Annotated in this window: 36 protein-coding genes; 2 read left to right on the forward strand and 34 right to left on the reverse strand. The window is 53.0% G+C overall.

Going from position 1 to position 25,223, the window contains the following annotated elements; translation table 11 throughout:
* Positions 1-32: 32 nt before the first annotated feature.
* From yccS to JQR86_RS17265, 3 genes are all read right to left on the reverse strand, one after another.
* Entirely contained in the window at positions 33-2,246 is a 2,214-nt protein-coding gene (gene yccS / locus JQR86_RS17255; protein WP_434153959.1) for a YccS family putative transporter, read from the reverse strand.
* Between the two features lie 251 nt (positions 2,247-2,497).
* On the reverse strand, positions 2,498-3,010 hold the full coding sequence (gene ssb, locus JQR86_RS17260) for a single-stranded DNA-binding protein (protein ID WP_019366098.1): 513 nt from the start codon (positions 3,008-3,010) through the stop codon (positions 2,498-2,500).
* Positions 3,011-3,035: 25 nt separating this feature from the next.
* Positions 3,036-4,424 carry an MFS transporter gene (locus JQR86_RS17265; protein ID WP_434153960.1) on the reverse strand — a complete coding sequence of 463 codons (1,389 nt, stop codon included), beginning with the start codon at positions 4,422-4,424 and terminating at the stop codon, positions 3,036-3,038.
* Positions 4,425-4,524: 100 nt separating this feature from the next.
* Here JQR86_RS17265 and JQR86_RS17270 point away from each other — a divergent pair, with 100 nt between their 5' ends.
* The gene (locus JQR86_RS17270) at positions 4,525-4,731 is read left to right on the forward strand and encodes a hypothetical protein (RefSeq protein ID WP_434153961.1); all 207 of its coding nucleotides are present in this window, start codon (positions 4,525-4,527) and stop codon (positions 4,729-4,731) included.
* On the forward strand, positions 4,724-7,558 hold the full coding sequence (gene uvrA, locus JQR86_RS17275; protein ID WP_074829503.1) for an excinuclease ABC subunit UvrA: 2,835 nt from the start codon (positions 4,724-4,726) through the stop codon (positions 7,556-7,558). Before JQR86_RS17270 ends, uvrA begins: the two co-directional genes overlap by 8 nt.
* A 16-nt stretch (positions 7,559-7,574) precedes the next feature.
* Here uvrA and JQR86_RS17280 read toward each other — a convergent pair whose 3' ends face one another.
* From JQR86_RS17280 to tuf, 31 genes are all read right to left on the reverse strand, one after another.
* A complete protein-coding gene (locus JQR86_RS17280; RefSeq protein ID WP_074829504.1) occupies positions 7,575-8,447 on the reverse strand; it encodes an MBL fold metallo-hydrolase in 873 nt (290 codons plus the stop codon).
* 128 nt (positions 8,448-8,575) lie between these two features.
* Positions 8,576-10,033, reverse strand: coding sequence for a catalase (locus JQR86_RS17285; protein WP_434153962.1), 1,458 nt, complete (start codon positions 10,031-10,033; stop codon positions 8,576-8,578).
* A gap of 167 nt (positions 10,034-10,200) precedes the next feature.
* Positions 10,201-10,593: a 50S ribosomal protein L17 gene (gene rplQ / locus JQR86_RS17290; protein WP_074829509.1), complete on the reverse strand. Its 393-nt coding sequence runs from the start codon at positions 10,591-10,593 to the stop codon at positions 10,201-10,203.
* Positions 10,594-10,636: 43 nt separating this feature from the next.
* The gene (locus JQR86_RS17295) at positions 10,637-11,638 is read right to left on the reverse strand and encodes a DNA-directed RNA polymerase subunit alpha (protein ID WP_010796771.1); all 1,002 of its coding nucleotides are present in this window, start codon (positions 11,636-11,638) and stop codon (positions 10,637-10,639) included.
* A gap of 22 nt (positions 11,639-11,660) precedes the next feature.
* Complete coding sequence (rpsD, locus tag JQR86_RS17300) at positions 11,661-12,281, reverse strand: 30S ribosomal protein S4 (RefSeq protein ID WP_010796770.1); 621 nt, start codon at positions 12,279-12,281, stop codon at positions 11,661-11,663.
* A 16-nt stretch (positions 12,282-12,297) separates the two neighbouring features.
* Positions 12,298-12,687 (reverse strand): 30S ribosomal protein S11, encoded by a 390-nt coding sequence (gene rpsK / locus JQR86_RS17305; RefSeq protein WP_003093689.1) that lies wholly within the window; start codon positions 12,685-12,687, stop codon positions 12,298-12,300.
* 30 nt (positions 12,688-12,717) lie between these two features.
* On the reverse strand, positions 12,718-13,074 hold the full coding sequence (rpsM, locus tag JQR86_RS17310) for a 30S ribosomal protein S13 (protein ID WP_010796769.1): 357 nt from the start codon (positions 13,072-13,074) through the stop codon (positions 12,718-12,720).
* A gap of 132 nt (positions 13,075-13,206) precedes the next feature.
* Positions 13,207-13,323, reverse strand: a complete 117-nt coding sequence (rpmJ, locus tag JQR86_RS17315) for a 50S ribosomal protein L36 (RefSeq protein WP_003281814.1) — start codon at positions 13,321-13,323, stop codon at positions 13,207-13,209.
* Positions 13,324-13,352: 29 nt separating this feature from the next.
* Positions 13,353-14,681 (reverse strand): preprotein translocase subunit SecY, encoded by a 1,329-nt coding sequence (secY, locus tag JQR86_RS17320; protein ID WP_010796768.1) that lies wholly within the window; start codon positions 14,679-14,681, stop codon positions 13,353-13,355.
* On the reverse strand, positions 14,682-15,116 hold the full coding sequence (gene rplO / locus JQR86_RS17325; protein ID WP_010796767.1) for a 50S ribosomal protein L15: 435 nt from the start codon (positions 15,114-15,116) through the stop codon (positions 14,682-14,684).
* A gap of 3 nt (positions 15,117-15,119) precedes the next feature.
* On the reverse strand, positions 15,120-15,302 hold the full coding sequence (rpmD, locus tag JQR86_RS17330; protein ID WP_010796766.1) for a 50S ribosomal protein L30: 183 nt from the start codon (positions 15,300-15,302) through the stop codon (positions 15,120-15,122).
* A gap of 2 nt (positions 15,303-15,304) precedes the next feature.
* Positions 15,305-15,805 (reverse strand): 30S ribosomal protein S5, encoded by a 501-nt coding sequence (gene rpsE / locus JQR86_RS17335; RefSeq protein ID WP_010796765.1) that lies wholly within the window; start codon positions 15,803-15,805, stop codon positions 15,305-15,307.
* A 3-nt stretch (positions 15,806-15,808) separates the two neighbouring features.
* Positions 15,809-16,159: a 50S ribosomal protein L18 gene (gene rplR, locus JQR86_RS17340; RefSeq protein ID WP_010796764.1), complete on the reverse strand. Its 351-nt coding sequence runs from the start codon at positions 16,157-16,159 to the stop codon at positions 15,809-15,811.
* A gap of 10 nt (positions 16,160-16,169) precedes the next feature.
* Positions 16,170-16,703: a 50S ribosomal protein L6 gene (gene rplF / locus JQR86_RS17345; protein WP_010796763.1), complete on the reverse strand. Its 534-nt coding sequence runs from the start codon at positions 16,701-16,703 to the stop codon at positions 16,170-16,172.
* Positions 16,704-16,714: 11 nt separating this feature from the next.
* A complete protein-coding gene (gene rpsH / locus JQR86_RS17350) occupies positions 16,715-17,107 on the reverse strand; it encodes a 30S ribosomal protein S8 (protein WP_010796762.1) in 393 nt (130 codons plus the stop codon).
* 161 nt (positions 17,108-17,268) lie between these two features.
* Positions 17,269-17,574, reverse strand: a complete 306-nt coding sequence (gene rpsN / locus JQR86_RS17355) for a 30S ribosomal protein S14 (RefSeq protein ID WP_010796761.1) — start codon at positions 17,572-17,574, stop codon at positions 17,269-17,271.
* Positions 17,575-17,586: 12 nt separating this feature from the next.
* Complete coding sequence (gene rplE, locus JQR86_RS17360) at positions 17,587-18,126, reverse strand: 50S ribosomal protein L5 (RefSeq protein WP_010796760.1); 540 nt, start codon at positions 18,124-18,126, stop codon at positions 17,587-17,589.
* Positions 18,127-18,145: 19 nt separating this feature from the next.
* The gene (rplX, locus tag JQR86_RS17365) at positions 18,146-18,460 is read right to left on the reverse strand and encodes a 50S ribosomal protein L24 (RefSeq protein ID WP_010796759.1); all 315 of its coding nucleotides are present in this window, start codon (positions 18,458-18,460) and stop codon (positions 18,146-18,148) included.
* 12 nt (positions 18,461-18,472) lie between these two features.
* Complete coding sequence (gene rplN, locus JQR86_RS17370) at positions 18,473-18,841, reverse strand: 50S ribosomal protein L14 (RefSeq protein WP_007161241.1); 369 nt, start codon at positions 18,839-18,841, stop codon at positions 18,473-18,475.
* A 12-nt stretch (positions 18,842-18,853) separates the two neighbouring features.
* Positions 18,854-19,120 carry a 30S ribosomal protein S17 gene (gene rpsQ, locus JQR86_RS17375; RefSeq protein WP_010796758.1) on the reverse strand — a complete coding sequence of 89 codons (267 nt, stop codon included), beginning with the start codon at positions 19,118-19,120 and terminating at the stop codon, positions 18,854-18,856.
* Positions 19,121-19,122: 2 nt separating this feature from the next.
* Positions 19,123-19,314: a 50S ribosomal protein L29 gene (gene rpmC, locus JQR86_RS17380; RefSeq protein ID WP_010796757.1), complete on the reverse strand. Its 192-nt coding sequence runs from the start codon at positions 19,312-19,314 to the stop codon at positions 19,123-19,125.
* Positions 19,314-19,727, reverse strand: a complete 414-nt coding sequence (rplP, locus tag JQR86_RS17385) for a 50S ribosomal protein L16 (protein WP_010796756.1) — start codon at positions 19,725-19,727, stop codon at positions 19,314-19,316. Before rplP ends, rpmC begins: the two co-directional genes overlap by 1 nt.
* Before the next feature lie 12 nt (positions 19,728-19,739).
* The gene (gene rpsC, locus JQR86_RS17390) at positions 19,740-20,426 is read right to left on the reverse strand and encodes a 30S ribosomal protein S3 (RefSeq protein ID WP_010796755.1); all 687 of its coding nucleotides are present in this window, start codon (positions 20,424-20,426) and stop codon (positions 19,740-19,742) included.
* A 13-nt stretch (positions 20,427-20,439) separates the two neighbouring features.
* The gene (gene rplV, locus JQR86_RS17395; protein WP_003103908.1) at positions 20,440-20,772 is read right to left on the reverse strand and encodes a 50S ribosomal protein L22; all 333 of its coding nucleotides are present in this window, start codon (positions 20,770-20,772) and stop codon (positions 20,440-20,442) included.
* Between the two features lie 13 nt (positions 20,773-20,785).
* Positions 20,786-21,061, reverse strand: a complete 276-nt coding sequence (gene rpsS / locus JQR86_RS17400) for a 30S ribosomal protein S19 (RefSeq protein ID WP_010796754.1) — start codon at positions 21,059-21,061, stop codon at positions 20,786-20,788.
* 18 nt (positions 21,062-21,079) lie between these two features.
* On the reverse strand, positions 21,080-21,901 hold the full coding sequence (gene rplB, locus JQR86_RS17405) for a 50S ribosomal protein L2 (RefSeq protein WP_010796753.1): 822 nt from the start codon (positions 21,899-21,901) through the stop codon (positions 21,080-21,082).
* A 13-nt stretch (positions 21,902-21,914) separates the two neighbouring features.
* Positions 21,915-22,214, reverse strand: coding sequence for a 50S ribosomal protein L23 (gene rplW / locus JQR86_RS17410; RefSeq protein WP_010796752.1), 300 nt, complete (start codon positions 22,212-22,214; stop codon positions 21,915-21,917).
* Complete coding sequence (gene rplD / locus JQR86_RS17415) at positions 22,211-22,813, reverse strand: 50S ribosomal protein L4 (protein WP_010796751.1); 603 nt, start codon at positions 22,811-22,813, stop codon at positions 22,211-22,213. The genes rplW and rplD overlap by 4 nt, the downstream gene beginning before the upstream one ends.
* A 14-nt stretch (positions 22,814-22,827) precedes the next feature.
* Positions 22,828-23,463 carry a 50S ribosomal protein L3 gene (gene rplC, locus JQR86_RS17420; RefSeq protein ID WP_010796750.1) on the reverse strand — a complete coding sequence of 212 codons (636 nt, stop codon included), beginning with the start codon at positions 23,461-23,463 and terminating at the stop codon, positions 22,828-22,830.
* Between the two features lie 83 nt (positions 23,464-23,546).
* Complete coding sequence (rpsJ, locus tag JQR86_RS17425) at positions 23,547-23,858, reverse strand: 30S ribosomal protein S10 (protein WP_003243886.1); 312 nt, start codon at positions 23,856-23,858, stop codon at positions 23,547-23,549.
* Between the two features lie 142 nt (positions 23,859-24,000).
* Positions 24,001-25,194 (reverse strand): elongation factor Tu, encoded by a 1,194-nt coding sequence (gene tuf / locus JQR86_RS17430; protein ID WP_010796738.1) that lies wholly within the window; start codon positions 25,192-25,194, stop codon positions 24,001-24,003.
* Positions 25,195-25,223 lie beyond the last annotated feature (29 nt).

Raw genomic sequence — 25,223 nt, forward strand, 5'->3', positions numbered from 1 at the left:
GTGCAGCATAGCGGAAGCTTTCGTCATCCGCGTCAGGATGGGACAGCCTCAACGGTTGTCTCATCTTCGGTATTTTCTTTTGGTGCACGTAGCACATAGGCCGCTGCGCTCTTGAGATTGGGTAGCAGACGGCTGATCAAGGCCAATTGGGTCAGTACCAGACGATGCCCATCGTCAAGATCATCCGGAAACTGCTCCAGCTCATCAGCCAAGGCATTTTCTTCTTCTGCCGTAGGCACCAAAGAACGCCGCTCATTGAGCGCTTGGGCTATTTCAAGCAGCCCTGCGCTCAAGCGGTCCATGGCTTTTTCAATCAGGACATCTACGGGATGCTCAGCCAGCTGTATACGGTGAGCCCCTAATGCTGAGAGATAACCCAACAAGGTATTGGATAACGCCAGAAAGCGAAACCCTGCCTCTAAATTACGGCGAAAATGCCCAGGCTCTCGCAACATGTTAGCCAGTGCTGCCGATAACGTCGCGTCTGCGTTGTGTACGTTACGCCGCGCCACCCGGTAATTCAGATCATCCCGCTTGCCGTGGCGATACTGGTCGATGACGCTACGCAGGTAGTTATTGCTGGTCAGCAGTGTGTTGGCCATCACCTGATGCAAGCGTCTTCCCTGCCAGTCGGGCAAGATAAAGAAGACAGCCAATACCGCAATTAGGCAACCGATAAGGGTATCGATCAGACGCGGCCAGATCAGTCCGAAACCATCGCCCACCTGGTTGAAGCAGAACAGCACCATGACCGTGATAGCCGCTGTGGCGATGGTATATCGATCGGTCCGGGTCACGAAAAAGACCGTACCTGCGATAACCGCCAACGACAGCTGAGCCTCGGTACTGCCAAAAAGCTGCAGCAAGGCATTTCCCAACAATAGACCTATGACGGTACCCACTATTCGTTGAACCAGACGTACCCGCGTAGCGCCATAATTTGGACGGCATACGAAAACAGTCGTGAGCAATATCCAATAGCCGTAGTTCGGGTGAATCAGATGCAAGATGCCATAGCCGGCAGCCAGAGCAATAGCCATTCTCAGCCCATGGCGAAACAGAAGCGATGTTGGCGTAAGTTGCAGCCGTATACGTTGCAACATGTCCCTGAGGGAGCGCGGCGTTGGATCAAGCAGACTGGTATCCAACTCTCCTATATTGACATCAGGCTGGCTGGCATTGGAAAGCTGGCGCTCCAGAGTCGTCAGATTGGTGGATAACGAATCCAGAGAACGTAACAGTCCACGCCAACGGGGGTTGTTCTGCTGTTTGAGGTGTTCGATTGATGCGTGCAGATCAGCCATAGCCTGATGACTCTGCTGGCCATACTCAAAGGGCTGACGCAATCGAGTAGCCTCACCTAGCAAGGCACAAGCCTTTGCCTGCAGACTCAGCAAGCGCTGGCAACGAAACAGCACATCGCTATGGAAAAACGCCTCGGTCAATGCGCTATAAGGATAATGGGAAGAGCTGGCCCGCTCGTGAATATCCTGAGCCATGAAATAGAGCTTGAAATAGAACCCCGAACGTACGCCTGGTCTACCTGAGCGGCCAAAGCGAATCAGAATAGTGGCCTTGGCCTTGTTCAGTGCATCGACAACACGCCCATTCTGCTGCGCCAGTTTCAAGCGGCGCTCATGGAGATCTACCTGACGCACCGGCTCAAGCAGATCAGCCTTGTAGCGTAGAAAGAGACCCAGTTCATAATACAAAGCTGCTAAGTGCTGCCGCACCGGCTGATGTGCAAACAAGGCACACCATAGCACCGATAGAAAGCCGTACCACGTGGCGCCCGCCAACAAAAGCGCGGGCTCATGCCAGATCGGTACCTCGCCTCCAAGCCGCTGATCCACACCGATCATTCCGTAGATGGACAAGATCACTGTTGCTTGGGCTATTGAGCCATACCGCTCGCCAAGCGCGCCCAGCAACGTCAACAAGAATGTAGCCAGCGCCAGCCCGCAGACAAAGATCCAAGGATAAGGGAACAGCATCTCCACAGAAAACGCAGCGATGGCAAAGCAGACCAGCGTTACCAGCAGGGACTTCAGTCGTCCCAGCCAATTGTCATCGGTCTCAGCCAGGGCACTGGCAATAATTCCGAGAAAGACAGGAGAAATGGAGCGTAGATCCCCTAGATACCAGCATACGGCCATAGCCCCTGTCAGGGCGACAAACACACGAACACTGTAGCTGGCCTTATCATGGGCCCACAAATGACGCAGAGGTTTGCCGAATAAAGTCATAGTGAGGCTTCGTTAGCTCCGTTGTGCCTCTTCAGCGAGGCTGTTACCAATAGACGCTGGGCAAAGAGGAAAAGACATCCTACAGATGAAAGTGTTTTTATTGTTTCCAGGCCAATCCACCAATACAAGGACAAGCAGCCTTAAAAATCGGCTCGAACAGGAATAACTGAAACACACGTCTTGAGCGGTAAAAATAAAAAAGCCCAACTCTTTCAAGTCGGGCTTTTCGTTCAGAACCAGCTCAATACGTATCAGAACGGGATATCGTCATCAAAGCTGTCGTAGTCTGGTGCCGGCTGCTGTGGCGCAGGTGCCGGACGGTTTTCACGCTGAGGCGCCGCAGCTTGCTGGGGACGAGGTGCCCGAGGCGCCTGTTGAGTCTGATTGTACTCATCTCCACCACCAGCAGACGCGCCACCACGGCCGCCCAGGAGCTGCATGGTACCGTTGATATCCACCACGATTTCGGTGGTATAGCGGTCCTGTCCGTCCTGGCCCTGCCACTTACGGGTGCGCAAGCTACCTTCCACATAGACCTGTGAGCCTTTACGCAGGTATTCCCCGGCAATTTCAGCCAACTTGCCAAAGAAAACCACGCGGTGCCACTCGGTACGCTCTTGCTGCTGGCCGGTCTGCTTGTCTTTCCAGCTATCACTGGTTGCCAACGTGACATTGGTCACTGCATTGCCATTGGGCATATAACGAGTTTCCGGGTCGCCGCCGACGTTCCCGACCAGGATTACTTTATTAACACCACGAGCCATTTACTTCTCCTGAAATCTTCATCAATCAATGAGCTGCCGCCGCGGGATTTACCAACCGCTCCAAGGCCTCACGATTGACCTGTTTGGTATCTATTTTAACGTAGACCGCAGCTTCTTCCGCTACGACTACCGCGTCGGTAACGCCGGGCAAAGCCATTAGCCTATCAGTCAATGCCGCATCCTGGGCAACGGATGGCACCAACGGCATGCGCAGACTGGTGACATAAGGGGGTTCGCGCATCGTAACAGCTATTAGCAGCCAAACGACACAAAGCGCCGCACACCCTAGAAAAACGGTATTCAACCCTCCATGCTGGAACAGCCAGCCACCTAAAATGCCACCGACCGCCGAACCCAGAAACTGACTGGTGGAATAGATGCCCATTGCCGTCCCCTTTCCTCCAGCAGGGGCCACCTTGCTTACTAGCGAGGGCAGTGAAGCTTCCAACAGATTAAAGGCAGCAAAGAATACAACGATGCCAATTACCAGTGCCGTCAGACTTTCATCAAAGGCAAAGAAAAACAGCTCACACAAAGCCAGTACCGCAATAGCGCCCACGAGCACCCGCTTCATCTGCCGCTTCTTTTCGCCATAGATGATAAAGGGCACCATGGCAAAGAACCCTACGACCAAGGCAGTCAGATAAACCCACCAGTGCTGCTCCTTGGGCAACCCGGCATGCTCAGCCAGCGCCAATGGCAGCGCTACAAAGCTGGACATCAGCACGGCATGCAATACGCCAATGCCAAGGTCCAGCCGCAAAAGATCCTTGTTGCGCAACGTTTTGCCCAATGCCTGTTTGGCAACACTGGACTCGCGATGTTGCATGACGCGCGACCCCTTGGGCACGAGGAAAAGAATCAACAGGAGTCCAATCAGCGCCAGCGCAGAAGTCGCCCAGAAGAGACCTGACAAACCAAACGAGCGCGTCAGCAGAGGACCGGACACCATTGCAATTGCAAAGGACACGCCAATACTCATTCCAATGGTAGCCATGGCCTTCGTACGATGCTGTTCGCGAGTCAGATCGGACAGCAGTGCCATCACAGCGGCAGAAATAGCTCCGCCCCCTTGAATGACACGACCCAGAATAACACCCCATATGCTGTGCGCATTAGCAGCCACTGCAGCACCTGCAGCAAACACCAGCAGGCCGGCAATGATAACCGGCCGCCGACCAATACGATCAGAAAGCGTACCGAAGGGAATTTGCAGTACAGCCTGGGTCAAACCATAAGCACCGATTGCCAAACCGATGAGGGCTGGCGTCGCATCTGCCAGCTCCTGACCATAGGTGGCCAGCACCGGTAACACCATGAACATACCAAGCATGCGAAAGGCAAACACAAGGGCCAGTCCGACCGCCGCGCGGCGCTCTAAAGCGCTCATGCGGTCGCTGAGCTTATCGTGCATGAATACTCCTCTTGTCGGCACCTCAAAATTCATCGTGCCGGATAACTTTAAAAATAGCGAAAGAATGACCACATATAGGAAAGCGGGACGAAGCCCAAGCATGCCGACTTATACCCCAGACATGCTGTCCCTTGGCTGTACCGTTGCCAATTTGGCAACGCGGCAATTACTGCTGAAGAACACTCACAATTTTACCAGTCTTGACCTGTCCGGCACAGGCGCGACGTTTCGACGCGCACCCGGCCGACGTCGTACAATTGCGGGTTCTCAGATGCCCGCCAAGCGAGGCCATAACATACGTGGATAAGATCCTTATCCGTGGGGCGCGAACCCACAATCTAAAAAATTTCGACCTTACCCTACCCCGCGATCAGCTCATCGTCATTACAGGCTTGTCCGGCTCGGGCAAATCGTCTCTGGCATTCGATACGCTTTATGCCGAAGGGCAGCGCCGCTACGTCGAATCATTATCGGCTTACGCTCGCCAATTCCTGTCAATGATGGAAAAGCCTGAGGTCGATAGCATAGAAGGCTTATCACCTGCGATTTCCATTGAGCAGAAGTCTACCTCGCACAACCCTCGCTCAACGGTAGGGACTATCACCGAGATCTACGATTACCTGCGCCTGCTTTACGCGCGTGTAGGCACGCCACGGTGTCCCGATCACGACGTGCCTCTGGAAGCACAGACCGTCAGTCAGATGGTCGATCAGGTCGTCAGCATGCCGGAAGGTCGCCGCCTTATGTTGCTGGCTCCTGTCATCCGTGAGCGCAAGGGTGAGCATCAGGCTATCTTCGAAGAGATGCGTGCGCAGGGCTTTGTTCGTGCCCGGGTAGATGGTCGCCTGTACGAATTAGACGACCTGCCCAAGCTAGACAAGCAAAAAAAGCACACCATCGAAATCGTGGTCGATCGCTTTAAAGTACGCGGCGACATCCAGCAGCGCTTGGCAGAATCGTTTGAGACAGCGCTTAAACTGGCCGATGATATTGCTGTAATCGCTCCCTTGGAGGGCGAGGACGGTGGAGAAGTGCTCTTTTCAGCTCGCTTCTCCTGCCCGATTTGCGGATTCTCCATCGGCGAGCTTGAGCCCAAGCTATTCTCGTTCAACAACCCGGCCGGTGCCTGCCCTACCTGTGACGGCCTAGGCGTTAGGCAGTTTTTCGATGCACGCCGGGTTGTAAATAGCGAGCTTTCCCTGGCAGAAGGGGCCGTACGCGGGTGGGATCGCCGCAACGTCTATTACTTCCAAATGCTGGGTTCACTCGCAGCCCATTACGGCTTCAGCCTTGAAGAACCCTTTAAGAACCTCAGCGCCAACCATCAGAAAGCGGTGCTCAACGGCTCTGGTCGTGAGGGCGTAGAGTTTCGCTATCTCAACGATCGCGGAGACATTGTCAAGCGCTCTCACCCATTCGAAGGCATTCTACCGAATCTGGAGCGACGCTATCGTGAAACCGAATCACAAAGCGTACGGGACGAGTTGGCCAAATACCTGAGCACACAGCCGTGTTCGGAGTGTAATGGTACACGTCTGCGCCGTGAGTCACGTCACGTATGGGTCGGGGACAAAACGCTACCTGCCGTGACGCGCTTACCGGTAGGAGATGCAACCAGCTACTTTGCGGACCTGACCCTGGCCGGACATAAAGGCCAGATCGCAGACAAGATTCTCAAGGAAATCCGCGAGCGCTTGCAGTTCCTGGTCAATGTAGGACTGGACTACCTCACCCTGGACCGCAGCGCCGACACACTTTCCGGGGGCGAGGCTCAACGTATTCGCCTCGCCAGCCAGATTGGCGCAGGCCTTGTCGGGGTCATGTACATTCTTGATGAGCCTTCTATTGGCCTGCATCAACGGGACAACGAACGCCTGTTAGGAACACTTACGCACCTGCGTAACCTGGGTAATACTGTCATCGTCGTAGAGCACGATGAGGATGCAATCCGCCTTGCCGATTATGTTGTAGATATTGGCCCAGGGGCAGGCGTACACGGTGGCCAGATCATTGCCCAAGGTACACCGGCAGAAGTCATGGCACACCCAGAGTCCGTAACGGGTATGTATCTTTCAGGACGAAAGAAAATCGTCGTGCCTGCCGAGCGCACCAAGCGTGACAAGAAGAAAGAACTGGTCATTAAAGGTGCCCGCGGCAATAACCTACAGAACGTTGAGCTGCGTATTCCAGTAGGCTTGTTCACATGCATTACAGGTGTTTCAGGCTCAGGCAAGTCAACCCTCATCAATAATACCCTGTTCCCTATTACAGCTACCGCACTCAACGGCGCCACTACGCTGGAAGTAGCACCCTATGATTCGTTCGATGGCCTGCAGCATATCGACAAAGTTGTCGATATCGACCAAAGCCCTATTGGACGCACTCCTCGATCAAACCCGGCGACTTATACGGGCATTTTCACACCCATACGTGAGCTGTTCGCGGGTGTGCCAGAGGCGCGCTCCAGAGGATACGGGCCGGGCCGCTTCTCCTTTAACGTGAAAGGTGGCCGCTGTGAGGCATGTCAGGGTGATGGCGTTATCAAGGTAGAGATGCACTTCTTGCCCGACATTTATGTGTCATGCGATGTCTGTAAAGGCAAGCGCTATAACCGTGAAACACTTGAGGTCAAATACAAGGGTAAGACCATCACAGAGGTGTTGGACATGACCATCGAAGAAGCGCGTGAGTTCTTTGATGCAGTGCCTGCCCTGGCGCGTAAGCTTCAAACCCTGATGGATGTCGGCCTGTCGTATATCCGCCTAGGCCAAAGCGCAACCACGCTCTCTGGTGGAGAAGCACAGCGTGTCAAACTGGCTCGAGAGCTATCCAAGCGTGATACAGGCAAGACACTCTATATCCTTGACGAGCCCACAACCGGTCTTCACTTTGCGGATATCCAGCAATTGCTTGACGTACTTCACCGCCTACGTGACCACGGCAATACCGTCGTAGTGATCGAGCATAACCTGGATGTTATCAAGACGGCAGACTGGCTGGTGGACCTAGGACCTGAAGGCGGCTCGAAGGGCGGTCAGATCATCGCGACAGGTACACCAGAAGACGTAGCCGAGAATCCAGCCTCGCATACCGGACGGTTTCTGCAACCATTGCTGGAGCGTGACCGAGCGTGATGCCCCCTACTAACCTTTATAGGTTAGTAGGCTTTGCATCTACAACTTGGAGCTCTGTCGGCCTACTTTGCTGGCAGCGCTCCAACTCCTTTGCATCATGACTGCAAAAAAGCTCCACCTCACTCTTATGTGTCAACGAAAGCTCACGCAGCCGCTGCTGATTACGCAGACGTAGCTCTCGGTTAACTTCCATCATCGTTTGATAAAAACGCAAACCTGGCGTACAGGAACGCTTCGGCTGCCCGACTTCTTCACGATAAAAGTAAGCATCACCAGCGTGAAGCAACCAACCTGTCGGTGTCTGAATGGCAATCCCCGCATGCCCCCAAGTATGGCCTGCCAATGGAATCATGAGAATTTCTGGAGGCAGACCTTTCAAATCCCGAACTGCAGAAAAGCCATACCATGCCTCGCCTTGAGGCTCATATAGTTCCCAGCGCCTTACCTGGTCCCATTGATGAAAACGGTAGCGTCGCTTGCCTATATAGCCATGAGGCAAACGGGCCATACTTATCTCACGCTCTAGCACATGAACCGTGGCGTCTGGAAAATCCTCCAGACCACCCGCATGGTCGAAGTCCAGATGGGTAAGCACAATATGGCGTACATCGCTGGCCTGGAATCCAAGCAGCCGAATTTGCTCGATAGCGGTATAACGCATCTCAAACTGGATATTGTTGAACCCAATGAAAAATCTGCTAAGACGCTTGTGCGGTGCATGAACATCACGGGCACCAAACCCTGTATCAACCAAGACAAGGCCATCGTTGTCTGTCTCAATCAACAGACAATGACAAACAAGATGTCCTGTCAGGCCTTTGCTAAATCCATCAAAAAGCGCACCGCCCCACGGACACATACAACCGCAGTTAAGATGATGTATACGCATGAGATCAATCCCAGTGTGGTTCTTTTATTGCGACACACCGCGGGCGTCAGGTGTTTCCTCTATCTGTACATTTATTTGCAGACAATAAAAAAGCCCCTCGTAGGAGGGGCCTTCTGAACTGACGATACTTATTCCACTTCGCTTAAGGACACACCCAAACCACTGGCGATCCCCTCACCATAAGCGCGATCCGCCTTAAGGAAATGAGCAATCTGGCGGCATTGAACGTCACGCGTAACAGAACGCATAGCACCAGTGATGTTATCGATCAATAATGCCTTTTGCGCATCGGACATCAGGCGGAACAACGCTCCTGCTTGAGAATAATAATCCTCGTCCAGGCGATGATCATAACGATCCGCTGCACCACTCAATGTCATTGCAGGCTCACGGTACTGAGGGGCCTGCTTGGGTGCCTTGCTAAAGCTGTTTGGCTCATAGTTGGGCGCTGCCCCACCATTACCATCAAAACGCATGGCACCATCACGTTGGTAGTTCTGGTAAGGCGAACGCGGAACATTTACAGGCAGCTGTTGATAGTTGGTTCCGACACGATAACGCTGAGCATCAGCATAAGCGAACACGCGCCCCTGCAACATTCGATCAGGCGACAGACCAACCCCTGGCACTACGTTACTAGGAGCAAAAGCTGCCTGTTCAACCTCTGCAAAATAATTAAGTGGATTACGGTTAAGCTCCAGGTCACCCACCTCAATCAACGGAAACTCTTTTTGCGACCATACCTTGGTGACATCGAACGGATTCTCTGCACGGCTAAACGCTTCAGCTTCGTCCATCACCTGAATGCAAACGCGCCATTTCGGAAAGTCACCCCGCTCGATTGCATCGAACAGATCACGCTGAGCATAATCTGGATCAGTACCGGCCAACCTCGTAGCTTCCGCGGGAGATAGGTTCTTGATGCCCTGCTTGCTCTTAAAGTGCCACTTCACGAAGCGCCGCTCACCCGCTTCATTGATAACGCTAAACGTGTGGCTCCCAAAGCCATGCATGAAGCGATAGCCGTCAGGAATACCACGATCAGAGAACAGAATGGTTACCTGGTGCAGTGACTCCGGAGAATGCGACCAGAAGTCCCACATCATTTGCGGGCTCTTTAGGTTAGTCTGCGGGTTGCGCTTCTGGGTATGAATGAAATCGGGAAACTTCAGTGGATCACGCAGGAAGAAAACAGGCGTGTTGTTACCAACGATATCCCAGTTGCCCTCTTCCGTGTAAAACTTCAAGGCAAAACCACGAGGATCACGTTCGGTATCTGCCGAGCCACGCTCACCCCCAACAGTAGAAAAGCGCAAGAATACCGGCGTCTGCTTACCTACGCTTTCAAAAAGCCGAGCAGAGGATAGATGGGTAATATTTTGAGTAACGGTAAAAGTACCGTAAGCCCCAGAACCTTTTGCATGTACACGACGCTCAGGAATCACTTCACGGTTGAAGTGAGCCAGCTTTTCAACAAGATGAAAATCATCTAACAGCAACGGGCCACGTTCACCGGCAGAGCGAGAGTTTTGATTGTCGGCAACTGGAATGCCGCTAGCAGTAGTGAGCGTATTGTTCTGGCTCATGAAAAACTTCTCCCTTGGAATTGCGCTTCAGCGCGTCTTGCAGAGAAGTATGTTAAAAGCGGGACGGTAGATCTAATTTATTAGATCTAGCCTTGTGATAGAAAACCCAACTACTTTAAGCATAAAAAAGCCGGACACTAGGCCCGGCTTTTGATAACACTCACTGTTTATTCAGCAGAGTCAGCCTCAACTGTGCCGCCAATAGGACGGTCAACCAGCTCAACATAGGCCATAGGAGCGTTATCACCAGCACGGAAGCCGCACTTGAGAATACGCAGGTAACCACCTGGACGATTTGCATAACGCTTGCCCAGATCGTTAAACAGCTTGCCGACAGCAGCTTTCGAACGAGTACGGTCGAAAGCCAGACGACGGTTGGCAACGCTATCTTCTTTGGCCAGAGTGATCAGCGGCTCGGCAACGCGACGCAGTTCCTTGGCTTTCGGAAGAGTAGTTTTGATCAGTTCATGCTCGAACAGCGACACAGCCATGTTCTGGAACATAGCCTTGCGGTGTGCGCTCGTGCGGTTCAGGTGACGACCACTTTTACGATGACGCATGGTTAAATTCCTTACCAAACTAACGTTCGGTGACTAATAACGATCAGGCTGTAGCCTTATCGTCCTTCTTAAGACTTGCCGGGGGCCAGTTGTCCAGGCGCATGCCAAGCGACAAACCACGTGAAGCTAGGACATCCTTAATCTCGGTAAGCGACTTCTTACCTAGGTTAGGCGTCTTGAGCAGCTCTACTTCGGTACGCTGAATCAGATCACCGATATAGTAGATATTCTCAGCTTTCAAGCAGTTAGCCGAACGGACGGTCAGTTCAAGGTCATCAACCGGACGCAGCAGAATCGGATCAATTTCGTCTTCCTGCTCAACGACAACAGGCTCACTGTCACCTTTGAGATCAACGAAAGCAGCCAATTGCTGTTGCAAGATGGTTGCAGCACGACGGATAGCTTCCTCAGGATCTAGAGTACCATTGGTCTCAAGATCAAGAACCAGCTTATCCAGGTTAGTACGCTGCTCAACACGAGCGTTTTCGACCACATAGGCCACACGGCGAACCGGGCTAAAAGAGGAATCGAGCTGCAGGCGACCAATGGCACGCGTCTCGTCTTCTTCACTCTGGCGAGCATCAGCCGGCTCATAGCCACGGCCACGAGCAATCTTAAGCCGCATGTTCAGCGAACCGTTATCAGCCAGATGAGCAATGACATGATCGCCGTTGACGATTTCAACGTCATGCTCAAGCTGAATATCGGAAGCCAGAACGGGACCTTGACCTTTCTTGGAAAGGGTCAGAGTCACCTCGTCACGACCATGAAGCTTGATAGCCAGACCTTTAAGGTTAAGCAGGATTTCAATAACGTCTTCCTGCACGCCTTCGATTGCGCTGTACTCGTGTAGTACGCCATCAATTTCGGCTTCGACCACCGCGCAGCCAGGCATGGAGGACAACAAGATGCGACGAAGCGCGTTGCCCAAGGTATGACCAAAACCGCGCTCGAGAGGCTCGAGCGTGATTTTGGCGCGGGTTGGACTGACCGCCTGCACATCAATGTGCCGGGGGGTCAGGAACTCATTTACCGAACTCTGCATGGATGCACCTATTTTCTAGCCCTTACTTGGAGTAGAGCTCGACAATCAGGTTTTCGTTGATGTCGGCGGAAAGGTCGCCACGAGCCGGAACGCTCTTGAACGTACCAGACTTCTTCTCGGAGTCGACTTCTACCCACTCAACACGACCGCGCTGGGCGCAAAGCTCGAGAGCTTGGGCGATACGCAGTTGATTCTTTGCCTTCTCGCGTACTGCTACCACATCACCAGGCTTAACTTGGTAGGACGGGATGTTTACAGTCTGACCATTAACAGTAATGGACTTGTGAGAAACCAGCTGGCGAGACTCTGCACGAGTAGCACCGAAACCCATACGGTAAACAACGTTATCCAAACGAGTTTCTAGCAGCTGCAGCAGGTTTTCGCCTGTTGCACCTTTGCGACGAGCAGCTTCTTTGTAATAACCAGCAAACTGACGCTCCAGGACGCCGTAGATACGACGAACTTTTTGCTTCTCACGTAACTGCAGACCATAGTCGGATAGACGACCACGACGCTGACCGTGAGCTCCAGGAGCAGTTTCAATATTGCACTTGGATTCAATCGCGCGCACACCGCTCTTCAGGAAGAGATCGGTGCCTTCACGGCGGGACAGTTTGCACTTGGGACCAATGTAACGAGCCATTTCTTACTGTCTCCTATTACACGCGACGCTTCTTCGGCGGACGGCATCCATTATGCGGGATGGGCGTCACGTCGGTAATGCTGGCGATCTTGTAACCACAGGCGTTCAATGCACGCACTGCAGACTCACGGCCCGGGCCTGGGCCTTTGACGTTTACGTCAAGGTTCTTGAGACCGTACTCAAGAGCTGCCTGTCCGGCACGCTCAGCTGCAACCTGGGCAGCGAACGGAGTGCTCTTACGGGAGCCACGGAAACCGGAACCACCAGAAGTAGCCCAGGACAACGCATTACCTTGACGATCAGTAATGGTTACGATGGTGTTATTGAAAGACGCATGGATGTGGGCGATGCCATCAACCACTGTCTTTTTGACTTTCTTACGAGGACGAGCAGCAGGTTTTGCCATGACTAAATTCCTGTCGATTCGCGGATGCGATTACTTGCGGATCGGCTTACGCGGGCCCTTACGGGTACGCGCGTTGGTCTTGGTACGCTGACCACGAACCGGCAGACCGCGACGATGGCGAAGGCCACGGTAGCAACCCAGGTCCATCAAGCGCTTGATGTTCATGTTCAGTTCGCGACGCAGGTCACCTTCAGTGACGAGCTTAGCGACTTCATTACGCAGCTGATCGATCTGCTCGTCGCTCAGATCCTTGATTTTGGCGGACGGGCTGATGCCTGTGGCCGCACAGATATTCTGAGCAGTAGTGCGACCAATACCATAGATATAGGTCAGCGAGATAACAGTATGCTTGTTATCCGGAATGTTAACGCCTGCAATACGGGCCATTCTAGAAAAACTCCATGTGACAGCAACCCACGCCCTGGAAGCCAAGAAAAGGGCGCGAGATATTAACGCTGTAATAAAAAATGATCAACCCGACAGCACACTAGCTGTCGGGTTATACGCGTGTATTCACACTCAGCCTTGGCGCTGCTTGTGACGCGGCTCCGCGCTGCAGATCACCCGAACGACGCCGTCGCGACGGATGATTTTGCAGTTACGGCACAGCTTCTTGACCGATGCACGAACTTTCATCACCAACTCCTTAACCTTACGGGTACTGATCAGCGGAGCATTCCGCCGCCGTAGCCCTTCAGGTTGGCTTTCTTCATCAGAGACTCATACTGGTGGGATACAAGATGCGATTGGACCTGGGACATAAAGTCCATGACAACCACAACTACGATCAGCAGCGAAGTCCCGCCGAGGTAAAACGGCACGTTGGCTGCAACCACCAGAAACTGGGGCAACAAGCAGACCGCCGTCATATACAGGGCGCCGAACATGGTCAAACGCGTCAACACACCATCTATATAGCGTGCAGACTGCTCACCAGGACGGATTCCTGGAATAAACGCACCAGACTTCTTTAGGTTCTCGGCAACGTCTTTGGGGTTAAACATCAAGGCTGTATAGAAGAAGCAGAAGAATATGATCCCTGCACTAAACAGCAAGATATTAAGCGGCTGTCCTGGAGCAATGGCCTGAGCCACATCCTGAAGCCAACCGAGCCCTTGAGACTGACCGAACCACGAGCCTAGCGAGGCCGGGAATAGCAAAATGCTACTCGCAAAGATAGCAGGTATGACACCCGCCATATTTACTTTCAGTGGCAAATGACTATTTTGCGCTGCAAACACCTTGCGGCCTTGCTGGCGCTTAGCATAATGAACAGCGATACGACGCTGGCCGCGCTCGATGAAGACCACGAACGCAATGATAGCAACAGCAACAAGGCCCACCGCTATCAGAGCGAAAATATTAATATCGCCTTGACGAGCAGACTCGAAGGATTGACCAATCGCTCGCGGTAAGCCAGCAACGATACCCGAGAAGATCAGCATGGAAATTCCATTACCAACACCTCGCTCGGTTATCTGCTCACCCAGCCACATCATAAAAAGTGCGCCTGCAACAAACGTGGTTACAGCAACAAAATAGAAGCTGAACCCTGCTGAAAAGGCTACACCTTGACTCGCCAGTCCTACAGACATACCCGTAGCCTGAACCAGCGCAAGCACGAGCGTACCGTAACGAGTGTACTGACTGATCTTGCGGCGACCAGACTCGCCTTCTTTTTTCAACTGCTCTAGCTGTGGGCTGATAGCAGTGAGAAGCTGCATGATGATCGACGCCGAGATATACGGCATGATCCCAAGTGCAAATATACTCATCCGCTCCAGCGCACCGCCAGAGAACATGTTGAACAGGCTAAGAATGGTCCCCTCGTTCTGCCGAAACAGTGCAGCCAATTGATCAGGATTTATACCTGGAACTGGAATATGCGCACCAATTCGATAAACGATGATTGCCAGAAACAGGAAGCGCAAGCGCGCCCACAGTTCAGACAAACCGCCATTGTTGAGCGCAGAGAGAGAACCTTGCTTAGCCATTTATTCCTCGATCTTACCGCCAGCTGCTTCGATAGCCGCGCGAGCGCCCTTAGTGGCAGGAATGCCCTTCAGGGTAATAGCGTGACCGATTTCGCCAGAGAGAACGACCTTAACGCGCACAACGCTACGATTGATAACATTGGCATCTTTCAGCGCTTGCAAAGTGATCACGCCGCCTTCTACCTTTGCCAGCTCTGAAGTACGAACCTCAGCGCGATCAAGGGCTTTCAGCGATACGAAACCAAACTTCGGCAGACGACGGTGAAGGGGCTGTTGACCACCCTCGAAACCAGGAGCAACCTTACCGCCGGAACGGGAAGTAGCACCCTTGTGGCCACGGCCGCCAGTCTTACCAAGACCGCTACCGATACCACGACCTGGACGCAGCTTTTCACGACGTGCACCAGGAGCGGAACGTAGATCGTTAAGTTTCATAACTTAACCCTCCACACGCAGTAAATAGTAAGCCTTATTAATCATGCCGCGGTTTTCTGGAGTATCCAGAACTTCAACGGTATGACCGATGCGACGCAGGCCGAGACCCTTGACGCAGGCTTTGTGATTAGCCAAACGGCCATTCACGCTTTTGATCAGCGTAACTTTAACAGTTGAAGTAGCCATGATCAGAGAATCTCCTCGACGCTCTTGCCACGCTTGGCCGCGACCGACTCAGGCGACTGCATGTGCTTCAAACCCTCAAACGTTGCATAGACAACGTTTACTGGATTAGTAGAGCCATAGCACTTAGCCAGAACGTTCTGAACGCCAGCCACCTCTAGAACGGCACGCATGGCACCGCCGGCAATGATACCCGTACCTTCAGAAGCAGGCTGCATGAAAACTTTGGATGCGCCATGAGCAGACTTCACTGGGTATTGAAGTGTGTTGCCGTTCAGATCAACCTGAATCATGTTACGGCGCGCAGCTTCCATAGCCTTTTGAATAGCTGCAGGAACTTCGCGCGCCTTACCACGGCCAAAACCAACACGACCCTTACCATCACCCACCACGGTTAGTGCAGTGAAAGCGAAGATACGGCCACCTTTAACGGTTTTAGCAACACGGTTAACTTGAACGAGCTTCTCGATGTAACCTTCGTCGCGCTTTTGATCGTTGTTTGCCATGACTTAGAACTCCAGCCCGCCTTCACGAGCGGCATCGGCCAGCGCCTTAACGCGACCATGATACTTGAAGCCAGAACGATCAAACGCTACTTGAGTAACGCCAGCCGCTTTGGCACGCTCTGCTACCAGCTTGCCGACCTTTTGCGCCGCTTCGATGTTGCTGGTTGCGCCTTCGCGCAGGTCTTTGTCCAGCGTAGACGCACTGGCCAGAACCTTGCTGCCGTCGGCCGCGATGACCTGGGCATAGATGTGCTGAGAGGAACGGTAGACGCACAGGCGTACAGTTTCCAGCTCGCGCATTCTCAGGCGTGCCTTGCGAGCGCGACGCAGTCGAGTTTCTTTCTTTACGCTCATTTGCTATGCCCTACTTTTTCTTGGCTTCTTTACGGCGAACGACTTCATCGGAATAACGTACACCTTTGCCCTTATAGGGCTCTGGCGGACGGAAATCACGAATCTCTGCTGCCACCTGTCCAACGAGCTGCTTATCAATACCCTTAATCAGGATATCAGTCTGGCTCGGGGTCTCAGCAGTAATGCCTTGCGGCAATTCATAGTCGACCGGATGAGAGAAACCCAGGGAAAGCGAAAGAACCTGGCCCTTGGCCTGAGCTTTATAACCAACACCAACCAACTGAAGCTTGCGCTCAAAGCCTTGGCTCACGCCAATGACCATATTGTTGACCAGCGCACGGGTAGTACCAGCCATGGCACGAGTCTGCTGATCACCATTACGAGCGGCGAAACGAAGCTCACCGGACTCTTGAGAGACTTCAACAGAAGGATGAACCTTAAGCTCAAGAGAGCCTTTGGAACCCTTAATAGAAAGCTGTTGACCAGCCAGGTTAATTTCAACACCGGCAGGAAGCTTAACGGGGTTTTTAGCAACGCGAGACATGCTTCTTCCCCTTAGAAAACAGTGCAGAGCACTTCGCCGCCAACACCAGCAGCACGGGCTGCACGATCAGTCATCACACCCTTGTTGGTGGACACGATCGATACACCCAAACCGCCGCGCACTTTCGGCAACTGGTCAACAGATTTGTACTGGCGAAGGCCAGGACGGCTAGAACGCTTAAGCTCTTCGATTACAGGTTTACCTTCGAAGTACTTCAGCTCGATGGACAGCAGCGGCTTAACTTCCGTGCTGACCTGAAAACCCGCGATGTAACCTTCGTCCTTAAGGACTTTAGCTACCGCCACCTTCAGCTTGGAGGAAGGCATGCTTACGACGGACTTTTCAGCCATCTGGGCATTACGGATACGAGTTAGCATATCTGCTAACGGGTCCTGCATACTCATGGGCTTGTAGCTCCTAAATGCATAAATGAGCCTATAGCTCTGAAACTGCCCAGCCGAAAACATGCCGACTCGGGCGAGCCGGATATTCTAGTAGGCATACAAAAACGAATCAAGCCCCAAAAGGGGCTTGATTCGCATACTTACTGCAAATTGCTATGAAATTACCAGCTGGCTTTAACCAGACCAGGAACATCACCACGCATTGCAGCTTCGCGCAACATAATACGCGACAGACCGAACTTACGGTATACACCGTGCGGACGACCAGTCAAACGGCAGCGATTACGCAGACGACTGGCGCTAGCGTCGCGAGGCTGCTTTTGAAGTGCAACCTGTGCAGCCCAACGATCTTCCGGAGAAGTGTTGGGATTGGCAATAGCTGCTTTTAACTCAGCGCGCTTAGCTGCAAACTTAGCAACCGTTTGCTGACGCTTCAGCTCACGGTTCTTCATGCTTTGCTTAGCCATACGTAGCTCCTATCAGTTACGGAACGGGAAGTTAAATGCACGAAGCAGTGCACGACCTTCCTCATCCGTACGAGCAGTTGTAGTCAGAGTAATATCCATACCGCGGAGCGCATCGATTTTATCGTAATCGATTTCCGGGAAGATGATTTGCTCTTTAACACCCATGCTGTAGTTACCGCGACCATCAAAGGACTTGGCATTCAGACCACGGAAGTCACGAACGCGCGGCAAAGAGATAGCCAGCAGACGATCCAGGAACTCGTACATGCGATCGCTACGCAGAGTTACCTTGACGCCAATCGGCCAACCATCACGAATCTTAAAACCAGCGATCGACTTACGCGCATAAGTTACAACCGGCTTCTGACCAGCAATTTTCTCAAGGTCAGCCAGCGCATTGTCGATAATCTTCTTATCGCCTACCGCCTCACCAACACCCATATTCAGAGTGATTTTAGTGATACGCGGAACTTCCATCACGTTAGCCAGCTGAAGCTGTTCTTTCAGCTTGGGCGCGATGTCCTTCCGATAAACTTCTTTCAATCGTGCCATGGTGATCTACCTAGCAACCTTAAGCCTGAACCGCTTTCTGGTTCGACTTAAAGATACGAATTTTTTTACCGTCCTCTACCTTGAAACCTACGCGGTCAGCCTTGTTAGTTTCAGGGTTGAAGATAGCAACGTTGGAGACATGCAGAGGAGCTTCCTTCTCAACAATGCCACCTTGCGCGCCCAGCATGGGGTTAGGCTTGGTGTGACGCTTGACAAGGTTAACACCACCAACAACCAAACGGTCATCAGCCAGAACCTTGAGCACCTTACCGCGCTTGCCCTTGTCCTTGCCTGCGATGACGATTACTTCATCGTCACGACGAATCTTTTGCATGACGGCTACTCCTTACAGCACTTCGGGGGCAAGGGAGACGATCTTCATGAACTTCTCAGAGCGAAGTTCACGCGTCACCGGCCCAAAGATACGGGTACCGATAGGCTCCTGCTTGTTGTTCAACAGAACAGCCGCGTTACCGTCGAAGCGAATGATGGAGCCGTCAGTACGACGCACACCGTGCTTAGTACGTACCACAACAGCCGTCATCACCTGGCCCTTCTTCACCTTTCCACGAGGAATGGCTTCTTTTACGGTGACCTTGATGATGTCGCCAATACCTGCGTAGCGGCGATGCGAACCACCCAGCACCTTGATGCACATAACACGACGAGCGCCGCTGTTATCGGCCACATCGAGCATGGATTGAGTCTGAATCATGGCTCTTCACCCTTACACTTGTACGGCGCGCTCAACGACATCAACCAGCGTCCACGCCTTGGTCTTTGCCAGAGGGCGGGTTTCACGAATGGTGACCAGGTCACCAGCGCGGCACTGATTGTTTTCGTCGTGGGCGTGCAGCTTAGTGGAACGCTTGACGTATTTACCGTAGATCGGGTGCTTAACGCGACGCTCGATCAATACAGTGATGGTTTTGTCCATTTTATCACTGACCACTCGGCCGGTCAGTGTACGGACGGTCTTTTCAGCTTCAGCCATGATCACTTACCTGCTTGCTGGTTCAGCACAGTCTTGACACGAGCAATGTCGCGCTTCACTTGCGAGAGCATGTGAGACTGCCCCAATTGGCCAGTTGCCTTCTGCATACGCAGATTAAACTGGTCACGCAGCAGGCTGAGAAGCTGCTCGTTCAGCTCCTCGACGGATTTCTCACGTAATTCTTGCGCTTTCATTACATCACCGTCCGCTTAACAAAGGAGGTTTCAACGGGAAGCTTGGCAGCCGCGAGAGCAAAAGCTTCACGAGCCAGAACCTCAGAAACACCCTCGATCTCGTAGAGGACCTTGCCCGGCTGGATCTGGGCTACCCAGTACTCAACACTACCCTTACCTTTACCCATACGCACTTCAAGGGGCTTCTTGGTAACAGGCTTGTCCGGGAACACACGGATCCAGATTTTACCGCCACGCTTAACGTGACGAGTCAAGGCACGACGAGCTGCTTCGATCTGGCGAGCAGTAAGACGGCCACGGCCAACAGCTTTCAGCGCATATTCGCCAAAGCTTACTTTACTACCGCGATGAGCCAAGCCACGGTTGTGACCAGTCATCTGCTTGCGGAATTTTGTACGCTTAGGTTGCAGCATGATGCGTACTCCTTACTTAGCAGCTTTTTTACGCGGAGCAGGAGCTACAGGCTTAAGCTCTTCCTGGCGGCCACCAATGACCTCGCCCTTGAAGATCCAAACCTTCACACCGATCACACCATAAGTGGTGTGCGCTTCCGCAGTTGCGTAGTCAATATCGGCACGCAGTGTGTGCAGCGGCACACGACCTTCGCGATACCACTCGGTACGAGCAATTTCTGCCCCGCCAAGACGACCACTCACCTGAATCTTGATGCCTTTGGCACCTAGACGCATCGCACTCTGCACCGCACGCTTCATCGCACGACGGAACATAACGCGACGCTCGAGCTGCTGAGCCACGCTTTGCGCAACCAGCGCACCGTCGAGTTCCGGCTTACGGATCTCTTCGATGTTGATGTGCACAGGCACACCCATTTGCTTGGTCAGGTCCTGACGCAGCTTTTCTACATCCTCACCTTTCTTGCCGATAACGATACCGGGACGAGCAGTGTGGATGGTAATGCGTGCAGTTTGCGCCGGACGATGAATATCGATACGGCTTACGGACGCGCTTTTTAGTTTGTCTTGGAGGTACTCACGAACCTTCAGGTCGGAGAGCAGATAATCAGCGTAAGTGCGCTTATCTGCATACCAAACGGAAGTATGCTCCTTGACGATGCCCAGGCGAATGCCATTGGGATGTACTTTCTGACCCATCTGATCGACTCCGTTACTTGTCCGCAACCTTGACCGTGATATGGCAAGACCGCTTCACGATGCGATCAGCACGACCTTTGGCGCGCGGCATGATGCGCTTCAGCGAACGCCCTTCGTTGACGAAAACCGTGGAGACTTTTAGATCATCCACGTCTGCGCCTTCGTTGTGCTCGGCATTGGCAACAGCCGACTCCAACACTTTTTTCATGATCTCGGCAGCTTTCTTACTGCTGAAAGCCAGGAGGTTGAGCGCCTCGCCCACCTTCTTCCCGCGAATCTGGTCGGCGACCAAGCGGGCTTTCTGGGCGGAGATTCGAGCGCCCGACAGCTTAGCGGCTACTTCCATCTTTCCTTACCCCTTAACGCTTGGCTTTCTTGTCAGCCGCATGACCGCGATAAGTGCGGGTAGCAGCGAACTCGCCGAGTTTATGACCAACCATGTCTTCGTTGACTAGCACCGGGACATGCTGGCGGCCGTTGTGTACAGCGATGGTCAGGCCGACCATCTGCGGAAGAATCATCGAACGACGCGACCAAGTCTTAATTGGCTTACGATCGTTCTTCTCTACCGCAACTTCGATCTTCTTCAGTAGGTGAAGATCGATAAAAGGACCTTTCTTAAGAGAACGTGGCACAGTCGTATCCTCAATTCGTTACTTGCGGCGACGGACGATCATCTTGTCAGTGCGCTTGTTCGCACGGGTCTTCGCGCCCTTGGTCGGGAAGCCCCATGGAGACACCGGATGACGGCCACCGGAGGTACGACCCTCACCACCACCATGCGGGTGATCAACAGGGTTCATCGCCACACCGCGGACGGTTGGACGAATACCACGCCAGCGCTTAGCACCTGCTTTACCCAGGGAACGCAGACTGTGCTCGGTATTGGATACTTCACCCAACGTTGCGCGACATTCACTTAGAACCTTGCGCATCTCGCCGGAGCGTAGACGCAGCGTTACATAAGCGCCTTCACGGGCAACTAGCTGGGCGGAAGCACCAGCCGAGCGGGCGATCTGTGCGCCTTTGCCTGGCTTGAGCTCAATACCGTGAACAGTACTACCTACCGGGATATTGCGCAGAGGCAAGCTGTTACCTGCTTTGATTGGAGCACCAGCACCAGAGATCAGCTGATCACCTGCTGTCACACCTTTCGGAGCGATGATGTAACGACGTTCGCCATCAGCGTACTTCAGCAGCGCGATGTGAGCAGTACGGTTTGGATCGTACTCAACGCGCTCAACAACAGCCGGGATACCATCCTTATCGCGACGGAAATCAACCAGACGATAGTGCTGCTTATGACCGCCACCCTTGTGACGAGTGGTGATACGACCGTTGTTATTACGGCCACCGGACTTACCCTGCTTCTCCAGAAGAGGAGCATACGGGGCGCCCTTGTGCAGATCAGCATTGACAACCTTGACCACGAAACGGCGGCCAGCGGAGGTCGGCTTGCATTTTACGATTGCCATGATGCCCCCTTACTTACTCAGCATTGCTGGAGAAATCGAGGTCTTGGCCCGGCTGGAGAGCAATATATGCCTTCTTCCAATCGTTACGCTTGCCCAGACCACGTGCGGTACGCTTAGTCTTACCCTTTACATTCAGGGTGCTAACGCTGCGCACTTTAACGTCGAACAACTGCTCGACCGCCTTCTTGATTTCCAGCTTGGTTGCATCAGTAGCAACCTTAAAAATAAACTGCTTTTGGTTTTCCGCTAGCACAGTTGCCTTCTCGGAGATGTGCGGACCAAGCAGTACCTTGAATACACGTTCCTGGTTCATCCCAGCAGCTCCTCGAATTTCTTCACGGCAGACACTGTGACCAAAACCTTGTCGTAAGCGATCAGGCTAACAGGGTCGGAACCCTGTACATCACGAACGTCAACGAAAGGCAGGTTGCGGGCAGCCAAGTAAAGGTTCTGATCGACGTTATCAGTCACAATCAGGACATCTTTCAGGCCAAGGCCGTCAAGCTTGTTTACCAACCCTTTAGTCTTAGGGGCATCGATAGAAAACTCGTCCACTACGACCAGACGATCCAGACGTACCAGCTCCGCCAGAATAGAGCGCAGCGCAGCGCGATACATCTTCTTGTTGAGCTTCTGCTCATGGTTCTGCGGCTTAGCAGCAAAAGTGGTACCACCGCCACGCCAGATAGGGCTACGAATAGTACCTGCACGGGCACGACCGCTACCCTTTTGACGCCAGGGCTTTTTGCCGCCGCCAGATACTTCGGAGCGAGTCTTTTGGGCGCGAGTACCCTGACGACCGCCAGCCATGTAGGCGACTACTGCCTGATGGACCAGCGTCTCGTTGAATTCGCCACCAAAGGCGCGCTCAGAGACTTCAATAGCCTGCGAGCCATTTACATTTAGTTGCATGTTCCGTTCCCCTCTTAACCGCGAGCCTTGGCTGCAGGACGAACAACCACATCACCGCCAGGCGCGCCAGGAATGGCACCCTTGACCAGAAGCAGGTTGCGCTCAGCATCAACACGGACAATTTCAAGGGACTGCACAGTTACACGCTCAGCACCCAGGTGACCGGACATCTTCTTGCCCTTGAACACTCGACCAGGAGTCTGGCACTGGCCGATAGAGCCAGGTGCGCGGTGAGAAACGGAGTTACCGTGAGTATTATCTTGGCCACGGAAGTTCCAACGCTTAATGGTACCGGCATAGCCTTTACCTTTGGACTGACCAGTCACATCGACTAGCTGTCCAGCTTGGAAAATATCAACCGTGATCTGATCACCAGCGTTGTACTCGCCTTCTTCAAGACGAAACTCCAGAACGCTACGACCAGCAGCAACGCTCGCTTTGGCAAAGTGACCTGCCTGAGCCTTGCTAACACGAGAAGCACGACGCTCACCCACTGTCACTTGAACAGCACGATAGCCATCAGTCTCTTCTACTTTCATCTGTGTTACACGGTTCGGCTCAATCTCGATGACTGTAACCGGAACGGAAACACCTTCCTCGGTGAAAACGCGGGTCATGCCGCACTTACGACCGACTACACCAATAGTCATTGTATAAACCTCTTGAGTGTACGGGGCTTTCACCCGCTATGGCCGCCCATTTCAGAGCGTTACACGACTAAAACCCCAAGGTTTTAGCCGAGGCTGATTTGTACTTCTACACCAGCAGCAAGGTCGAGCTTCATCAGCGCATCAACGGTTTTATCCGTTGGCTGGACGATATCCAGCACACGCTTGTGAGTACGAATCTCGTACTGGTCACGTGCATCCTTGTTGACGTGCGGAGAAATCAGCACTGTGTAACGTTCCTTGCGGGTAGGCAGAGGAATCGGACCACGCACCTGAGCACCAGTACGTTTCGCGGTTTCCACGATTTCCTGGGTGGACTGATCAATCAGGCGATGATCAAAAGCCTTCAACCGAATACGGATTTGTTGGTTTTGCATTTGACCTCAGACTCCAAGCTTTCCCCTCAGGCAGAATATGCCCGATAAAAGGAGGCGCAATTCTATAGAGACGCCAGAGGGGTGTCAATAATAGACAAAGCAGAAAAGGCCCCGAAGGGCCTTCTCTGGACGAACGTCGATATTATTCGACGATCTTGGCAACCACGCCGGCGCCTACGGTACGGCCGCCTTCGCGAATAGCGAAACGCAGACCTTCTTCCATGGCGATCGGAGCGATCAGGGTAACAACCATCTTGATGTTGTCGCCCGGCATTACCATCTCAACGCCTTCCGGCAGTTCGCAGTTACCAGTCACGTCAGTAGTACGGAAGTAGAACTGAGGACGGTAGCCCTTGAAGAACGGAGTATGACGACCACCTTCTTCCTTGGACAGAACGTACACTTCGCACTCGAACTTGGTGTGCGGCTTGATGGTGCCCGGCTTGGCCAGAACCTGACCACGCTCAACGTCTTCACGCTTGGTACCACGCAGCAGGGCGCCAACGTTCTCACCTGCACGACCTTCGTCTAGCAGCTTACGGAACATTTCAACGCCGGTGCAGGTAGTTTTGGTCGTAGCTTTGATACCTACGATTTCAACTTCCTCACCCACCTTGACGATACCACGCTCAACACGGCCTGTTACTACAGTACCGCGACCAGAGATGGAGAATACGTCTTCGATCGGCATCAGGAACGGCTGGTCGATTGCACGAACTGGCTCAGGGATGTAGGCATCCAGAGTTTCAACCAGCTTACGCACAGCAGAAACACCGATTTCGTTATCGTCTTTGCCTTCCAGCGCCATCAGCGCGGAACCTACAACGATCGGAGTGTCGTCACCTGGGAAGTCATAGGTGTTCAGCAGATCGCGAACTTCCATTTCTACCAGCTCGAGCAGCTCAGCGTCGTCAACCATGTCGGCCTTGTTCAGGAACACGACAATGTAAGGAACGCCTACCTGACGGGACAGCAGGATGTGCTCACGAGTCTGCGGCATAGGGCCGTCAGCTGCCGAGCAAACCAGGATCGCACCGTCCATCTGCGCAGCACCGGTGATCATGTTCTTCACATAGTCAGCGTGGCCAGGGCAGTCAACGTGAGCGTAGTGGCGAGTGGCCGAATCGTACTCAACGTGGGAAGTGTTAATGGTAATACCGCGCGCTTTTTCTTCCGGAGCGTTATCGATCTGGTCGAAGTTACGGGCAGAACCACCCCAAGTTTCAGAGCAAACCTTGGTCAGTGCTGCAGTCAGCGTTGTCTTACCATGGTCGACGTGGCCGATGGTGCCGACGTTGACGTGCGGTTTGTTACGTTCAAATTTTTCTTTAGCCACGAGTATAAACCCCTACTAGAAAGCGTTTA

The organism is Pseudomonas sp. JZ134, assembly GCF_051027695.1.
In the GTDB taxonomy this organism is placed as follows: Bacteria; Pseudomonadota; Gammaproteobacteria; order Pseudomonadales; family Pseudomonadaceae; genus Chryseomonas; species Chryseomonas luteola.

Coding starts and splice junctions, on each gene's coding strand:
- JQR86_RS17295 (WP_010796771.1), bottom strand. CDS start 11,638: ATGCAGAGTTCGGTAAATGAGTTCCTGACCCCCCGGCACATTGATGTG.
- rplF (WP_010796763.1), bottom strand. CDS start 16,703: ATGTCTCGCGTTGCTAAAAACCCCGTTAAGCTTCCTGCCGGTGTTGAA.
- rpmC (WP_010796757.1), bottom strand. CDS start 19,314: ATGAAAGCGCAAGAATTACGTGAGAAATCCGTCGAGGAGCTGAACGAG.
- JQR86_RS17285 (WP_434153962.1), bottom strand. CDS start 10,033: ATGAGCCAGAACAATACGCTCACTACTGCTAGCGGCATTCCAGTTGCC.
- rplN (WP_007161241.1), bottom strand. CDS start 18,841: ATGATTCAGACTCAATCCATGCTCGATGTGGCCGATAACAGCGGCGCT.
- rpsK (WP_003093689.1), bottom strand. CDS start 12,687: ATGGCAAAACCTGCTGCTCGTCCTCGTAAGAAAGTCAAAAAGACAGTG.
- rpsM (WP_010796769.1), bottom strand. CDS start 13,074: ATGGCCCGTATTGCAGGCGTTAACATTCCGGATAACAAGCATACTGTT.
- rplD (WP_010796751.1), bottom strand. CDS start 22,813: ATGCAACTAAATGTAAATGGCTCGCAGGCTATTGAAGTCTCTGAGCGC.
- rpsN (WP_010796761.1), bottom strand. CDS start 17,574: ATGGCTAAGCAAAGCATGAAGAACCGTGAGCTGAAGCGTCAGCAAACG.
- rpsQ (WP_010796758.1), bottom strand. CDS start 19,120: ATGGCTGAAGCTGAAAAGACCGTCCGTACACTGACCGGCCGAGTGGTC.
- rpsJ (WP_003243886.1), bottom strand. CDS start 23,858: ATGCAAAACCAACAAATCCGTATTCGGTTGAAGGCTTTTGATCATCGC.
- rpsH (WP_010796762.1), bottom strand. CDS start 17,107: ATGAGTATGCAGGACCCGTTAGCAGATATGCTAACTCGTATCCGTAAT.
- rpsE (WP_010796765.1), bottom strand. CDS start 15,805: ATGGCAAACAACGATCAAAAGCGCGACGAAGGTTACATCGAGAAGCTC.
- rpsD (WP_010796770.1), bottom strand. CDS start 12,281: ATGGCTCGTTACATTGGTCCCAAGTGCAAACTGTCCCGCCGTGAAGGC.
- rplE (WP_010796760.1), bottom strand. CDS start 18,126: ATGGCACGATTGAAAGAAGTTTATCGGAAGGACATCGCGCCCAAGCTG.
- rplW (WP_010796752.1), bottom strand. CDS start 22,214: ATGAACCAGGAACGTGTATTCAAGGTACTGCTTGGTCCGCACATCTCC.
- JQR86_RS17265 (WP_434153960.1), bottom strand. CDS start 4,424: ATGCACGATAAGCTCAGCGACCGCATGAGCGCTTTAGAGCGCCGCGCG.
- rplB (WP_010796753.1), bottom strand. CDS start 21,901: ATGGCAATCGTAAAATGCAAGCCGACCTCCGCTGGCCGCCGTTTCGTG.
- rpmJ (WP_003281814.1), bottom strand. CDS start 13,323: ATGAAAGTTCGTGCATCGGTCAAGAAGCTGTGCCGTAACTGCAAAATC.
- JQR86_RS17280 (WP_074829504.1), bottom strand. CDS start 8,447: ATGCGTATACATCATCTTAACTGCGGTTGTATGTGTCCGTGGGGCGGT.
- rplR (WP_010796764.1), bottom strand. CDS start 16,159: ATGAGCGTAAAGAAAGAAACTCGACTGCGTCGCGCTCGCAAGGCACGC.
- ssb (WP_019366098.1), bottom strand. CDS start 3,010: ATGGCTCGTGGTGTTAATAAAGTAATCCTGGTCGGGAACGTCGGCGGC.
- rplQ (WP_074829509.1), bottom strand. CDS start 10,593: ATGCGTCATCGTAAAAGTGGTCGTCACCTGAACCGCACGAGCGCACAC.
- rplO (WP_010796767.1), bottom strand. CDS start 15,116: ATGAAACTTAACGATCTACGTTCCGCTCCTGGTGCACGTCGTGAAAAG.
- yccS (WP_434153959.1), bottom strand. CDS start 2,246: ATGACTTTATTCGGCAAACCTCTGCGTCATTTGTGGGCCCATGATAAG.
- rplV (WP_003103908.1), bottom strand. CDS start 20,772: ATGGAAGTAGCCGCTAAGCTGTCGGGCGCTCGAATCTCCGCCCAGAAA.
- JQR86_RS17270 (WP_434153961.1), top strand. CDS start 4,525: ATGCCGACTTATACCCCAGACATGCTGTCCCTTGGCTGTACCGTTGCC.
- rpmD (WP_010796766.1), bottom strand. CDS start 15,302: ATGGCTACTTCAACTGTTAAAGTTACGCTGATCAAAAGCGTGAATGGC.
- rplP (WP_010796756.1), bottom strand. CDS start 19,727: ATGCTGCAACCTAAGCGTACAAAATTCCGCAAGCAGATGACTGGTCAC.
- rpsC (WP_010796755.1), bottom strand. CDS start 20,426: ATGGGTCAGAAAGTACATCCCAATGGCATTCGCCTGGGCATCGTCAAG.
- secY (WP_010796768.1), bottom strand. CDS start 14,681: ATGGCTAAGCAAGGTTCTCTCTCTGCGCTCAACAATGGCGGTTTGTCT.
- rplX (WP_010796759.1), bottom strand. CDS start 18,460: ATGCAAAAGATTCGTCGTGACGATGAAGTAATCGTCATCGCAGGCAAG.
- rplC (WP_010796750.1), bottom strand. CDS start 23,463: ATGACTATTGGTGTAGTCGGTCGTAAGTGCGGCATGACCCGCGTTTTC.